Raw genomic sequence first — 13,970 nt, 5'->3', positions numbered from 1 at the left:
AACCTACGCTCGGGTAGGTTACTGAATCGTAAGTTACTCGGCGGTAACCCGCCGTGAGAGAGAGAGAGTCCTCGTGTACCTCGCCGCTTGCATCGCTGTCTTCGCCATCGCGTATTTGCTGAACATCCTCACGATTACAGTGGGTTACCACCGGGGGTTGGCGCACAAGGCGGTGCGTCTGCACCCCGTCCTGCGCCAGTGGGTCATCCACGGGGGCAACTGGTTGACGGGCCTCGACCCGAAGGCGTGGGTGGTCATGCACCGCCTGCACCACGAGCACTCCGACACGCCCCTGGATCCCCACTCGCCCGTCAACGTGGGCATCCTCGGCATCGCCCTGGAGCAGCTGCGCAGCTACGAGCGCGTCATCGTGGGGTTGCTGAAGAATGATCCGGCCTACACCCGGTACACGAAGGACCTCGACTTCCCGCTCAACGTGCTCAACCGCACGAACCGCTGGTACCTCCCCTATGTGGTGCACGCCGGGGTGGGGCTCGGGCTGGCGCTCGGGGTGGGCTGGCTGCTGGGGGCGTCCTACTTCCTCGGGATGATGAGTCACCCCGTGCAGGGCGGCCTCGTGAACTCGCTCGGCCACGCGATGGGGCCGCGCAACTTCGAGACGTCCGACAACTCGCGCAACAACCACTTCGCCGCGTGGCTCATCTTCGGCGAGGGCTTCCAGAACAACCACCATGCCTACCCGGGCTCGGCATCCTTCTCATACCGCCGCCACGAGGTGGACCTGGGCTATGGTGCGTGCGTGATGCTCGAGAAGCTGGGCCTGGCCCGTATCAACCGTGCTTATCTCATCCCACGCGCGCGGAGCGAGGCGGCGGCCCAGCCCGTGCCGGTGATGGTGGATCAACTCGAGGCCGAGGCCCAGTCATGAGTGTCGCGGAGGCCGTGAGCGAGAAGCCCCGGATGCGGGGCGTGCTGCACCAGTTCGCGGCCGCCGTGGCGCTGGGGGCGGGGCTCGTGCTCATCTCCATGGCGCCTGGCGCACGGGCCGCCACGGCGGCGGCGGTGTTCGCCCTCAGCCTCGTCACCCTGTTCACGGTGAGCGCGACGTACCACCGGGTGACCTGGTCCGTGCCGGCGCGGGCGTGGATGCGGCGAATGGACCACGCGTCCATCTTCATCCTCATCGCGGGCACCTATACGCCCGTGGCCCTCATTGGCCTGCCGGAGGCCTCGGGCAACAGCCTGCTGCGTGCCATCTGGGCCGGTGCGCTGCTGGGCGTGCTGCAGTCGCTGTTCTGGGTGGATGCGCCGAAAGTCATCACGGCGGCGCTCGCCGTCGGGGTGGGCTGGACGCTGGTGCCCTACATGGGCGAGGCGTACCGCTCGCTCGGCGTGACGCAGCTCGCGCTCATCCTCGCGGGCGGAGTGGCCTACACGGCGGGAGCGCTCGCGTACGCCTCGAAGCGACCGAACCCCCGGCCCGGGGTGTTCGGCTACCACGAGGTGTTCCACGCACTGACCATCGTCGGCGCGGTGCTCCACTTCATCGCGGTGCTCCTGCTGGTCCGCTCCGCTCCCGCCTGAGGGCCCGCCTACTTCTTCTTCAGCAGGGCGTCGTCGATCTCGCGGGCGCGGATGGCGGCGGGGCGGCTGTTGATGCGCGCGGCGTAGCGCTCGAAGACCGGGCGCTTGTCGATGCTGCCGAACTGCATGCCCCAGCCAATCTGCGCGCCGACATAGAGGTCCGCGGCGGTGAAGCGGTCACCGGTGAGGTAATCGCTCTTCGACAGCGCGCCCTCGAGCGTGTTGAGGACCGAGTCGAGGCTGCCGTAGCCCACCGTTCCGGTCCGCTCGGGCGGAACCTGGAAGCCCAGGGCCTTGTTGGAGACCGCCGACTCGATGGGGCCCGCGCCGAAGAACAGCCAGCGGTAGTAGGGGCCGCGCTCGCGGCTGCCCGGCGCGGGGGCCAGGCCCGCCTGCGGGAAGATGTCCGCGAGATAAGCGCAGATGGCCGCCGCCTCGGTGACCACGGTGTCGCCGTGGCGGATCGCCGGGACCTTGCCCATCGGGTTGATGGCCAGATAGGCGGGCGCCTTCATCGTCGTGCCGAACTCGAGCAGCTTGGTCCGGTACGGCTGGCCGATCTCCTCGAGCATCCAGCGGACGATCCGGCCACGCGACATCGGGTGGGTGTAGAAAACGAGCTCGTCGGACATGAGTCTCTCCCTTGGGGTTGGGGGCGCGACCCTATCCCGATTCGTGACGTCGAGTGGATCGTCAAGGCTTGGGCTTGGGGGTCCGGCGGATGGGACTGCGACTCCAACTGGCAGTCTGTTCTAATCCTGCATCATCAACGCCTGCAGTTCCGGCGGCTCCTCGCCCAGCCACTTCGGGTTGACCGCGGTGCCGTCGTAGATGGACGAGGTCTTGAAGGGCTCGTACTGGCCCCGGGCGGCGGCCTCGCGCGTCCGGGCCAGCAGGGCTTGCAGCTCCGCGTCCGAGAAGGGCTTGAAGGTACGTGCCGCCTCGAAGGCCTGGTCGAGGATGGCCATGCTGTCCACGCCCGTGATGACCACCGAGGTGGGCAGGTGCAGCGCGTAGTGCAGGCACTCGATGGCCGACACCGTCTTCGATTGGAGGATGGAGCCATTGGCGAGCGTCTTCATCGCGAGCACGCCGATGCCGTCCTTCACGAGCTCGGGCAGGACGAGCTTCGAGAAGCTGCGGAAGTGCGCGTCCATCAGGTTCAACGGCATCTGCACCGCGTCGAACGTGAAGCCGTTCTCCCGGGCCACCTCCAGCATGTACAGGTGGATGCCGCGATCGATGGCCTCGCGCACGATGCGGATGCCCAGCTTCTCGTCCACCTTGGGCAGTCCGATGTGCCAGCCCCCGATGCCAATGGCCGACACCTTCTCCCCGGTGCGGCCCAGGGTCCGATACGGCATCTCTCCGCGCCTCTCCACGTCGGCCATACATGTCCCCCACGGGTCCAATGGGACACGCTGGGGACGCGGGGCGTGTTTGGGAAGCGGGTTCGCCCGGCAGGCTGGCCACCTGCCGGGCGTGACTCACAGTTGCGGAACCCCCGTCGCGTAGGCCTTGCGGATGTCCTGCGCGCACAGGAGCGACAGCCCGCTTTCGCCTCCGGGGCCATTGGCGCGGGCGCGGGCCAGGATCATGTACTGGCTCTTCCCGGCATCCACCCACGGGTAGAACCCGAACGCTCCCGGCGAGGAGTGGCCCGTCACACTCCAGACGCCGTTCACGGACTCGCGCTCCAGCCAGTGCCCGAGCCCGTAATACGCCTGGCCCAGCGTCCACGGCGTGTAGGCCACACCGGGGCCACCGGTGTACGCGGGCACGGCGTCGGCGTTCAGCCGCACGGACATCGCATACTGGTTGTTGAGCAGGTTCTGAAGGAAGACGCGGTACTGCGCCGCGCTGCCCCAGAATCCACCGGCCACGGCGACGGAGCCCGCGGCCCGCGGCAGGCTGGTGCCCAGCTGGGCATTGAGCCAGTCGGGGACGCTGGCGATGCCCGTGCCCAGCCTCGCCCCGATGTCATCCAGGGCGAGCTTCTGCATGTGCCCCCCGTCGTAGAAGAACTGGCCGTCCCGGAGGGCGCGGTACGAGACGTTCTTGTAGCTCGGGCCGTAGCACGCGGAGACGCTCGTCCCCGTGTCTCCACAGGCGATGTCGCCGCTCTCGAGATAGCCGCTGGTGAAGTTGAGCCGTTTCTTCTCGTCCGCGCTGAGGTTCGCGTAGCCCTTGGATTGCAGATAGGCGCTCGCGTAGAGCCACTTGCTCGCGGAGGCGAGCGGCATCACCGTCGTCTCCGTCACGGTGCTGCCCCGGGAGAGGCCGAAGAGCTTCGCCGTCCCGTTGCCCAGCTCCCAGTAGAAGTCCCCGAGCGTCGTGCAGTCCGGGGAGCCGTTGGCCGTGTCCACCGCGGCCTGCTCGTACACCGTCAGGGCCGCACGCGAGGTGCCGGTGTCCGCGCCGGCGAGGGCGTCGAGGCCGTCACTCCCAGGGCCACAGCCGATGAGACCCGGCGTCAGCCACCCGCTCGCCAGGATGAGGCCCGTCTTCCACGTCCGCTTCATGCGTGATTCCTCCTTGGTGGAGCCTCCAACCCGGGAGGAAGCGCCTGGTTGCGGGCGGCATGAAAAAAAGGTTAGGCCGGGAGCCTCGCGGCGCCTGCCGCCGCAGGAGGGAAGTCATGGAATACCGCAAGCTGGGCCACAGCGGCCTGAAGGTGTCCAACCTGTGCCTGGGAACGATGACGTTCGGCGAGCCGACGGAGGGCTCGATGATGCACGGCATCTCGGCGGACGAGAAGACGTCCTTCGCCATCATGGACCGGGCGCTCGAGGCAGGCATCAACTTCTGGGACACGGCCAACGTCTACGGCAACGAAGGGCTCTCCGAGCGCGTGCTGGGCAACTGGTTCAACCGCACCCGGCGGCGCGACGAGGTGGTGGTGGCCACCAAGTTCCGCTTCCGCATGGGCAAGGGGCCCAATGACACGGGGGCCTCGCGCTATCAGATTCGCGCGGCCGTGGAGGGCAGCCTGCGCCGGTTGCAGACCGACCGCATCGACCTGTACCAGGTGCACATGCAGGACATCGACACGCCCGAGGAGGAGACGCTCCGGGCGCTGGAGGACCTGGTGCGCCAGGGCAAGGTGCTCTACATCGGTGCCAGCAATTACGCCGCATACCGGCTGGTGGACAGCCTGTGGACCAGCAAGACGCAACACCTCTCGCGCTTCGTGGCGCTGCAGGCCCAGTACAGCCTGGTGGTGCGCGAGCTGGAGCGCGAGCACGTCTCCGTGTGTGAGCAGTTCGGCCTGGGCATCCTCCCGTGGTCGCCCCTGGCCGGCGGCTTCCTGTCGGGCAAGTACCGCAAGGGCCAGCCCCCGCCGGACTCCTCGCGTCTGTCGAAGTGGAAGGACCGGCTGGCCGGCTTCGACACGCCGCGCAACTGGCGCATCCTCGAGGCGGTGGACGCGGTGGCCGCCGAGCTGTACGCCTCGCCCTCGCAGGTGGCCCTGGCGTGGCTGCTGCGCAAGCGCGCCGTCACCTCCGTCATCTTCGGCGCGCGCACCGTGGAGCAGCTCGAGGACAACCTGAAGGCCTCCGAGCTGAAGCTGGACGATGCCCAGTTCAAGCGGCTGGAGGAGGCCAGCTCCCTGGAGCTGGGCTACCCGTACGACTTCCTGCAGCGCGTCCAGGGCCGCTGGTAATCACCTCGACGACGACATTCTCTCTCGGTGAGAATGTTCAGAACCCAACAAATGAGGCCGGGGAGGCTTTTCCCCCGGCCAAGGATGCCTGGACGGAGTCTTGCTCGTCTGACATGGATTTCGCGACTAGCGGTTCTGCCCGCTTAGTCCGTGGAAGGAGCTTCTGATGAGTGATTCGTCCAACACAGCCCGTTCATCCCATCTCCATCCCTTGCGGCCACGTGCCCACCGGCGGGTCTTCCTCGAGTGGGCGCTTCCGGCGCTGGCGCTCGGCGTATTGCCGGCCTGTGGCTCGGAGGCATCGCGGCCGTCGTCGGAGGAGATCCGGGTGGATCCGCTCCCGGCCGAGGTGAGCACGCCCGCGCCGGGAACGCTGACGAACGGTCTGCTGGATTGCGCGGTGAGCCCCTTTGGCCGGCGCCTGCTGGTGGGCGGCGAGCATGAGGTCTACGTGGGCTTCCGCGCGTCCCAGGGCCATCCCTTCACCTTCTCCCAGGAGCGTGGGGGTGCTGCCGGCGCCGAGACGTTGGACCGCCTCTGGACGTTCTCCAACGCCGAGAGCGGGCGCAACAGCACCTCCCTGCATCGCACGGTGGCGGCGGACCTGAACGGAGATGGGCGCTCGGAGCTGGTGCACTCGTTCAAGGACGCCAGCAATGGTACCCAGTTCATGACCGTCACCAACCCGGGGACGGGCTCTCCCTCGGTGTCCTACTGGTACGGGTCCAATCTCAACAACTACCGCGCGACGGCGAGCGCCGCTGGAAACCTGGATCGCTCCAGCAACGCGGATGACGAGCTCGTCTGGGGGTTCATCGACTCCGACAACATGCTCCAGGTGTTCATGTTCGATGGCAGTGCCACGGGCACCATCAACCATGCGAACGGGAGTGCCCAGGGCTACTGGCGCCGCAGCACCGCGGCGGGACGTGTGGGCGTGCGCTACCTGGACATGGCGACGGGAGACCTCGACGGCGACGGCTTCGATGATGAGATCGTTCTGGCGTTCCTGGATGGGCTGTCGATGGTGCAGCTCGTCGTGCTGAAGTTCGAGTCCGGCTACACGCTGCCCAACTCCCAGGCGGTCCACTACCGGGAGCTCGCCACGACGAGCATCGGGTTGCTGGGCACGGAGACGTCGGAGCTGAAGGTCGCCGTGGGCAACATCGATGGCGACTTCAAGGATGAGCTCGTGGTGGGCTTCGGAGTCCGTGATCCGGATGTCACCATGGCCACGCAGCTGCAGCTGCGGACCTTCAAGCTGGGCCCCAGCAAGACGACGCTCAACCCGCTGTCCTCCTGGGATCGCCAGTTCCGCTTCCGCAACCTGGGGCTGGCCATCGGGGATACCGACCGGGACGGGCTGGGAGAGATCGCCCTGGCCTTCCACGGCTTCGAGTCCAGCATCACCGGGGGGCCCACCGTCATCAACATTGGCACCGGCTTCAACGCGCTGACGCTGAACGCGGAGTACAGCACCCTCATCCCCCAGAACCACCTCTACTCCCCGGCGGACTCCCGCACCTCGCTCGACTCCCTCTCGCTGGCGGTGGGAGACCTGGACAAGGATGGGATGCAGGACCTCGTCGCCGGCTTCAGGGACAGCGGGAATGCCTTGCAGCTCGTCCGGCTCGAGGACCAGCAGACCCCCGGCGCGGGCCTGCAGTTGCTCAGCTCCCGGCGGGACACGACGTTGACGTCCGCGAGCGGTATCTCGGTGGCGCTCGGCGACTGGACGGACGACTCGCTGCGCGGACACTACGAGCCGGTGACGGGCTCGACGCTGCGGTGCCAGACGGTCGTCGAGCCGCAGATCTCCTCGGCCATCTTCGTGCCGCCCTTCTGGAAGAACATCAACTGGCAGCTCAAGAGCGGCTCCATTGGTGAGTCCAGCCGGTACGGCGAGTCGAACGAGAGCTCGGTGACCACGACCTCCTCGCACTCGGTTTCTGGCTACATCGGTGGCGGGGTGGATGCGGAGGCCTTCGAGGTGGCCGTCAAGGTCACCGGTGGCTATGAGTGGTCCGCCTCGCAGACGCGCACCACGGGCAAGGCCGAGAGCCGGAGCATCACCACGGGCTGGACCAACTCCGATGACTTCGCGGTCGTCGAGAATCACACCTACAACTGCTACTCCTACCAGGTCCGTCAGGGCACGACGCCCATCGACGCCTGGGCGCGCTTCTGCGAGCTCCAGAGCATCAGCGAGGAGTCGCCGGTGCTCAATACCTGGGACGTCCAGTACAGCCCGCTCAACAACGCCAATACCTCTCAGTGGGCGCCGGTCGTGCGCGACTGGAGCAACCTGGCGCTCTTCCGAGGGGGCAGCGCGGTGCAGTCGAGCACCGACTGGGGAGGTGTCGCCTCCAGGGCCGCCGATGGCAACCTCGATGGGGTCTTCAGCCGCGGCTCGATGACCCAGACGTACCGGGAGAACACGCCCTGGTGGCAGATCGATCTCGGCTCCTCGCAGCAGGTGGGCAAGGTCCGGGTGTGGAACCGCAGCAAGAGCGATTACTGCGACGAGGGTCCCTGCCGGGAGCGGCTGCAGAACTTCTACGTCTTCGTCTCGGACACGGACTTCCGCACCATCTCCAATGATCCCAACGTGCTCAAGAACGACTCCCGGGTGCGCGTCTTCTCCTACGCGGACGTGGTCGGTGAAGTGGGCACGGTGCTGACACTGCAGCAGGGCGCGCCCGTCACGGGCCGCTACGTGCGGGTGCAGCTGGCGGGAGTCGGTATCCTCTCGCTGGCCGAGGTGCAGATCTTCGGCGCCAACCACGTCGAGCCGGACAGCTACCCCATGGCCGTGCAGGACCTGGTGAAGAACGATGGCAAGTTCGAGGCGCTGATCTACAACAAGCTCACCGCCACCGCCCAGTGGGTGTCCGTCCGGGGCAACCTGCTGTGGAATGGAGCCAACGACAACGTGCTGGGTGGCAAGACCATCGGCCCCGGGGGTGGCATCGCCTCCTGGTCGTTGATCGACGAGCGCACCAATACCCAGACGAGCGCGGACGCGAAGTCCAACACCGCGCGCGTCGGTATCTCCATGGAGGCCAGCATCGGCGCCATCAAGAAGGTCCACCTCGGAGTCGCGTACGAGTTCGCCTCGGGCGTGACGCGGAGCGAGTCGCGGACCCTCTCCTGGACCAACAGCCTGGAGCTGGGTGGCGGTGTGGGCGGCTTCCCGTCCACCATCAATGGGCAGGTGGTGCTCTGGCCCTCCCAGTGCAACTACCAGGTGCGGCCCTACTACTACGAGGTGACGGATCGCTCGAACGATGGTTTCGAGCACCGCTTCCTCGTCGTGGACTACCTGGTGCCGGATGGCCTCAACCGCGCGGCGAACATGACGCCCTGCCTCAATGGCCAGTTCAGCCCCGCCTTCGCGCCGGCGGTGGAGGAGAGGGCCACCACGCTCGAGTCCTCGCTCCGCTGACGTGACATGCCGTGACACCTCCGGAGGCCATCTCCGGAGGTGGGTTCACGAGGCCCCGCGGTCCTCGCGGCCGATCCGGGATGACTTCGCCGGAGGCATGGGGTCCAATCCGCGCCCATGCATTCGCTCTCGCTCCGTGAAGACCGCTTCCTGGAAGTGCTCCGGCGTCTCATCGCCCTGACGCCGAGGCTGCAGAACAATCCGGGCGCGGGGCTGGTGCCCGAGGAGCGGCTCGCCGCGCAGGTGGTGTTGGAGACATTGGCGCCGCACCTCCAGAGTGGCTTCATCCAGGCCGAGTCCCTGGCGGCTCCGGGCAAGGAGGCGCGGCCCAGTCTGGTGCTCACCGTGAAGGGCACGGGCGAGGGAGCGCTCGGCTTCGTGGGTGCGCACTTCGACGTCGTCCCCGCGGACGAGAAGGGGGAGGGCTGGGAGCGCAACCCCTTCGCGCTGTGGGAGGGGCCCGGGGGCGTCCTCTACGGGCGGGGTGTCACCGACTGCCTGGGCCACGTGGCGGTGCTGACGGACCTGCTGGCGCAGCTCGCCGAGCGTGGCGTGCGCCCGCGCCGGACCCTCAAGGTGGTGCTCATCTCCAACGAGGAGTCCTCGGATCTGCCGGGCCTGGGCCTGGGCTACGTGGCCGAGCAGGGGCGGTTGAAGGACCTGGCGGGCCAGCCGGTGTACTGGCTGGACAGCGCCAACTTCGGCCCCACGCTGGGCACCGGTGGCATCTCGCAGTGGGAGCTGAAGGTGACGGGCGTGGGCGGGCACTCGGGGATGCCGCAGAACTGCGTCAACGCGCTGGAGCTGGGCATGGCCGCGTCGCTGGAGCTGGCCCGCTGGTTCCACGCGCGTTTCCCTCCCACCGAGGACGAGAAGAGGTACGGCTTCCTGTCCTCGTCCAGCCTCAAGGCCACCGTGGTGGAGGGCTCCAACACCAAGGAGACGAAGATTCCCGCGGACGTCACGCTGCGCGGTGACCTGCGCCTCACGCCCTTCTACGACCTCGAGGAGGTGCGCGAGGCGGTGATGAACTTCGTGCGCGAGCTGGATGCCCGCATCGAGCGCGACGAGGTCATCCCCGGCTTCCCGCGCACCCGCACGGCGGCGGGGAAGCGCGGCTCGCTCGAGTTCCGTTTCCAGGGCGGCGGGATGGAAGGCATCGCCTGCCGGTTGGACTCGCCGGGCCTCCAGGCCCTGAAGGAAGCGATGCAGGCGGTGCGTGGCGTGGCGCCCACTCCGTTCTCCCTCACCGGCTCACTGCCGCTGGTGAGGGACCTGCAGCGTCAGGGCTGTGACGTGCAGATCACCGGCTTCGGGGAGATGGCGTACTACCACGCGCCCAACGAGCAGGCCCGGCTGGAGGACTTCCGGCAGGGCTTCTCCATCCTTCGCGAGCTGCTCGTGAGGTTGTGAGGCGGTGCGGCTGGTAGGGTAGGGCGCATGCGGCTCGATGACTCGGAACGAGATGCGGTGACCTCTCTCCTGCCCGGCGGGAAGCGGCTGCGGCGCTGGGTGTTCCTCCTGGGTGGCCTGGCGCTGGCGGGAGGCTGTGACGGAGGCGGGGCGCCCATGGAGAAGCGCCCCACTTTCACCCAGGACGTGGTTCCCCTCTTCCAGGGCTCGTGTGGCTTCGGCTCGGGGTGTCATGGCACCGCCCAGTCGGCGGGCCACGTCCAGCTCACCACCGGTACCGGAGACGCCGCCGCGCTCCTGGCCCGGTTGAAGGAGAAGAGCGTCCGCGAGCCCTCGTTGCCGCTGGTGGACCCGGGAAACCCCTCGGGAAGCTTCCTGCTGCGCAAGGTGACGGGGGACTACACGGGCCTGCCGTGCGCCTCGAGCTCCTGTGGCGAGCGCATGCCCCAGCGCAGCACGCCGCTTCCCCAGGAGTCCCTCGACATGCTGGAGCTGTGGATTCAACAGGGCGCCGTGCTCGAATAGAGGGGATTCATGAAACTCCACGCCATGGCGTCCTGGAGACTCCTCACCTGCCTGGGCCTGCTGTCCGCGGCCTCCGTGCATGCACACGGGGGCTTGATGGAGACCCAGAGCTACACCTCGCGCCGGGGACACCCGGAAGACCGGTTGATGGGCTTCACCCGGGGCACGCTCATCTCCCGCGACGGCGGCGCCGCCTGGCGCTGGGTGTGCGAGGAGGCCATGGGTTATGGCAGATGGCCTCCGGAACGCTACGTGTGGCTCTCGGGGGGAGACATCCTCACGGCCACCGGCAAGGCGCTGCTGCGCTCGCGCGATGGCGGGTGCACCTGGGCTGCCTCCACGGCGTTCCAGGACGCCTGGGTCTCCAGCCTCGCCGAGCACCCCACGGATGACTCCCTGCTCTACGTGGCCACGGGAAGGCCCGCGGTGACCAACCTCCTGTACCGCTCGCGGGATGGCGGGGAGACGTGGTCGCCCACCTCGCTGAGCCGTGATGCCGTCTTCTCCGCGGTGCGCGTGGCCCCTTCCGACCCGAAGCGCCTCTACCTCAGCGGCTGGAAGGGCTACGCCATGTACCTCTTCCGCAGCGGCGACGCGGGCGAGACCTGGGAGGACCTGCCCCAGTCATTCCCCACGGAGCTCGAGGGCGCGTATGACTTGAAGCTGCTGGCGGTGAGCCCCGCGAATCCAGACGTGCTGTGGATGCGCGTGTCCTCGCGGACTCCGGCGGGCGGCATCCTCTACACCGTGCTGCGCAGTGACGATGGGGGCCGCACGCTCACGTCCGTGCTGGCGCAGGAGGACCCGCTCGTCGACATGGACGTCTCGGCCGATGGCCGGACCACCTGGGTGGCCACCTACACTCACCTGTACCGGGGGCGCGAGGGCGAGTCCTTCCTTCCGTTGTCCCAGCCCACGGGCAATGCGTGCGTGACGCGCGAGGGCGATGCTCTCTTCGCCTGCGGCTCCACCTGGGTGCACGAGTGGGCCCTGGCTCGCAGCACCGACGAGGGCACGTCCTGGGAGCCCCTCTTCAGCCTTCGCGGTGTGCAGGGCGTCCACCAGTGCCCGGCGGGCACGCCCGTGAGGGAGCTGTGCACGCCGTTGTGGCCTCAGCTCGCGCAGGAGCTCGGCGCAACCGTCTCGCCCGCTCCAACGGACGCTGGAGTGCCCGACGACGAAGTACCTCCGAAGCCGGACGGGTGCGGTGCCGCGGCCGGGAGCGCGGGGATGGCCCCGCTGCTCCTGGTGGCCCTGTTGCGCCGACGCGCGCGGGGAACGCCGCGCCCCAGGTGAGTCCTGGAGCGCGGGTCCTTCCTTGCTACGGGCAGGGCGAGCCCAACACGTAGCCCGCCTTGCAGATACACCGGCAGAACGCATCCTCCCCGGGCACGTTGCAGGCGGGGCGGACGGTGAGGGTCTTCTGGAGGACCTTCTTCTCCAGGCGATCCTTGAGGATGACGACGAGCTCGTACTCCTGGTCGTAGAGGTCCCTGCTGGACCACTGGTTGGGGCACAGCGGGATGTTGGAGAACGAGGCGTCGTCCGCGTCGATGTTCGAGCCCCGGCCGTCCGGATGCCGCTGCAGGTTGGCGGTCCGTGCGTCGAGCTGGACCCTGCCGGTCGGGATATCCCTCAGCGCGCCCAGGATTTTCACACCACAGGGGTCGATGTTGACCACGTCGTACACGCCGACGAACGACACCCGCCCGCCCTGGATCGGTTCGATGACGGTGAGGGTGCTCCCCGTGGTGAGCGGTGAGGACGTCCAGTCAGGCCCCAGCGCCTTGATCTTGAAGTCGAGCGCCCCATTGGGATCCCCCAGGTAGGGGACGCCGCACGTTGTATCGGGAATGGTGCCCGCGTCGGTCGTCGTCCCCGCATCCGGAGTGGACCCCGCGTCGGGAGCCGTGCCCGCGTCGGGAGTGATGGACCCCGCGTCCTCGGCCGTGCCCGCGTCGGGCGTCGTCCCCGCATCGGGGATGCCCGCGTCCTGGTTCGAGCCCGCGTCCTGGTTCGAGCCCGCGTCTTGCCCGGTGCCCGCGTCCGGGTTCGAGCCCGCGTCCTGGCTGGTTCCCCCGTCTTGCGTGGAGTCGCCGCCATCCGGGTCACAGCTCATGACCAGACAGAGCGACAGCAGGACGACGGGAACGGACTTCATGAGATGCACTCGCATTGCGGCCCCGTCAGAAGCAGTTCACGTTGTCCTGCTTCGGGTAGTAATAGATGAAGGCATTGCAGTGCTCGTTCTGATCCACCTGCGGTCCGAAGGTGTAGCAGCAGTCGAGCAGCCGGTCGGGAGTCGAGTACTTCTTCTTGTCGAACTCATCCAGGGCCGCGCAGCCCACGGGAGGAGGCGTCCACTCGTAGTTGCACGTGTACCAGATGCCACTGCCCGCGGGCAGCGTGAGGTCCAGCTCGGGCGAGCGCTTCATGGGGGGATCGTCCCACACCTCCGAAGTGTAGAAGCGCTGGTCCTCCGGAGGCCGCTCGAGGCTCATGCCATCCCAGGCGTAGATGCGGAACTCCTTGCCGCGGCTGTGGAAGTGGCCGTTGGCTCCGATGATCTGCACGGGCGTCTTGTTGTTGAGATTGCAGGTCCCATCGAAGGTGGGCGTGGGGTTCTTCGTGCAGACGCGGATGGACTGCTTGGTGGCGAAGATGGTGCCCAGCTCGTGCTTCACCTGCTCCTTGGGGATGACCCAGAAGTTCACCCACACCCGGCCGTAGTTCTGCGGCGTCTTCTGGGTGGAGGCGTTGACGAAGTGCGACTGCAACATCAACCACTCCTCCGGTTGGATGACATTGGCCACCCCCTCCGGATACGTCCAGTCGATGGTCCCATCCTGCTGGGTGTTGGCCAGCAGGGGCCAGTCCGCCCAGTTGGCGCTGTTGAAGCAGGGGCCCGAGCCGTTGGAGGCCGGCTGGAACTCACCATTGGCCGGGTCCAGCCCCACGATGGTGCGCACCCGGTAGATGTTCATGTGGTGCGAGCCATCCCGCTGGGAGATCTGGATGCGGTGCAGGTTGATGGGCTCGGTCGGCGACATGCCGTTGGCCGCCGCGATGTCTCCCGCCTTGAAGAAGTAGCAGTCCTGCTGCTCGACACCCTGGGGGACCTCGGTCTCCCGGGTGATGTACTGGAACCCCTGACCCGCGGGCACCGGGTCCAGCGCGAAGGCATCCGTCGGGACGGGGTCCGTCGGGCCGGGGTCCGGGGGGTCCACGGTGCTGGGACAGGCCGTGTTCGTCAGGGCCAACAGCGAGAGCAGGGCAAGCGGTCTTCTCATGAGTGCTCCTCGGGTAGAAGCGGTCGGGTCGACCCACGAGCATCCTGTACTTCCCCTCGAAAAGCACCCCCACACGGGGCCATGGACG

General features: G+C 67.7%; 12 protein-coding genes. 7 read left to right on the top strand and 5 right to left on the bottom strand.

Annotation, left to right across the window (positions count from 1 at the left end; translation table 11 throughout):
• Positions 1 to 73 precede the first annotated feature (73 nt).
• Positions 74 to 889, top strand: coding sequence for a fatty acid desaturase (locus AC16DP_RS23635; protein WP_329726599.1), 816 nt, complete (start codon positions 74 to 76; stop codon positions 887 to 889).
• Positions 886 to 1,545, top strand: a complete 660-nt coding sequence (trhA, locus tag AC16DP_RS23630; protein ID WP_329726600.1) for a PAQR family membrane homeostasis protein TrhA — start codon at positions 886 to 888, stop codon at positions 1,543 to 1,545. The genes AC16DP_RS23635 and trhA overlap by 4 nt, the downstream gene beginning before the upstream one ends.
• An 8-nt stretch (positions 1,546 to 1,553) precedes the next feature.
• On the opposite strand, the gene AC16DP_RS23625 is transcribed toward trhA, so the two are convergent.
• The 3 genes from AC16DP_RS23625 to AC16DP_RS23615 all read right to left on the bottom strand — a co-directional run bounded on the left by AC16DP_RS23625 (position 1,554) and on the right by AC16DP_RS23615 (position 4,067).
• Positions 1,554 to 2,177, bottom strand: a complete 624-nt coding sequence (locus AC16DP_RS23625) for a glutathione S-transferase family protein (protein ID WP_329726601.1) — start codon at positions 2,175 to 2,177, stop codon at positions 1,554 to 1,556.
• Between the two features lie 120 nt (positions 2,178 to 2,297).
• Complete coding sequence (locus tag AC16DP_RS23620; protein WP_329726602.1) at positions 2,298 to 2,909, bottom strand: aldo-keto reductase family protein; 612 nt, start codon at positions 2,907 to 2,909, stop codon at positions 2,298 to 2,300.
• 123 nt (positions 2,910 to 3,032) lie between these two features.
• On the bottom strand, positions 3,033 to 4,067 hold the full coding sequence (locus tag AC16DP_RS23615; RefSeq protein WP_329726603.1) for a hypothetical protein: 1,035 nt from the start codon (positions 4,065 to 4,067) through the stop codon (positions 3,033 to 3,035).
• Between the two features lie 116 nt (positions 4,068 to 4,183).
• Between AC16DP_RS23615 and AC16DP_RS23610 the strand changes: the two genes are divergently transcribed.
• The 5 genes from AC16DP_RS23610 (at position 4,184) to AC16DP_RS23590 (ending at position 11,888) form a co-directional block, all read left to right on the top strand.
• Complete coding sequence (locus AC16DP_RS23610; protein ID WP_329726604.1) at positions 4,184 to 5,209, top strand: aldo/keto reductase; 1,026 nt, start codon at positions 4,184 to 4,186, stop codon at positions 5,207 to 5,209.
• A 166-nt stretch (positions 5,210 to 5,375) separates the two neighbouring features.
• Positions 5,376 to 8,654, top strand: coding sequence for a galactose-binding domain-containing protein (locus AC16DP_RS23605; RefSeq protein WP_329726605.1), 3,279 nt, complete (start codon positions 5,376 to 5,378; stop codon positions 8,652 to 8,654).
• A gap of 117 nt (positions 8,655 to 8,771) precedes the next feature.
• Positions 8,772 to 10,067, top strand: coding sequence for a M20/M25/M40 family metallo-hydrolase (locus tag AC16DP_RS23600; protein WP_329726606.1), 1,296 nt, complete (start codon positions 8,772 to 8,774; stop codon positions 10,065 to 10,067).
• A 57-nt stretch (positions 10,068 to 10,124) separates the two neighbouring features.
• Positions 10,125 to 10,592: a hypothetical protein gene (locus tag AC16DP_RS23595; protein WP_329726607.1), complete on the top strand. Its 468-nt coding sequence runs from the start codon at positions 10,125 to 10,127 to the stop codon at positions 10,590 to 10,592.
• Between the two features lie 9 nt (positions 10,593 to 10,601).
• Positions 10,602 to 11,888 carry a WD40/YVTN/BNR-like repeat-containing protein gene (locus tag AC16DP_RS23590; protein ID WP_329726608.1) on the top strand — a complete coding sequence of 429 codons (1,287 nt, stop codon included), beginning with the start codon at positions 10,602 to 10,604 and terminating at the stop codon, positions 11,886 to 11,888.
• A 25-nt stretch (positions 11,889 to 11,913) separates the two neighbouring features.
• Here the strand turns inward: AC16DP_RS23590 and AC16DP_RS23585 are convergent, their stop codons facing one another.
• Both AC16DP_RS23585 and AC16DP_RS23580 read right to left on the bottom strand, forming a co-directional pair.
• Positions 11,914 to 12,753: a hypothetical protein gene (locus tag AC16DP_RS23585; protein WP_329726609.1), complete on the bottom strand. Its 840-nt coding sequence runs from the start codon at positions 12,751 to 12,753 to the stop codon at positions 11,914 to 11,916.
• 25 nt (positions 12,754 to 12,778) lie between these two features.
• Entirely contained in the window at positions 12,779 to 13,882 is a 1,104-nt protein-coding gene (locus tag AC16DP_RS23580; RefSeq protein ID WP_329726610.1) for a hypothetical protein, read from the bottom strand.
• Positions 13,883 to 13,970: the final 88 nt, after the last annotated feature.

This window comes from Archangium sp. (genome assembly GCF_057119385.1).
This window is presented reverse-complemented; position numbering and strand designations above follow the sequence as displayed.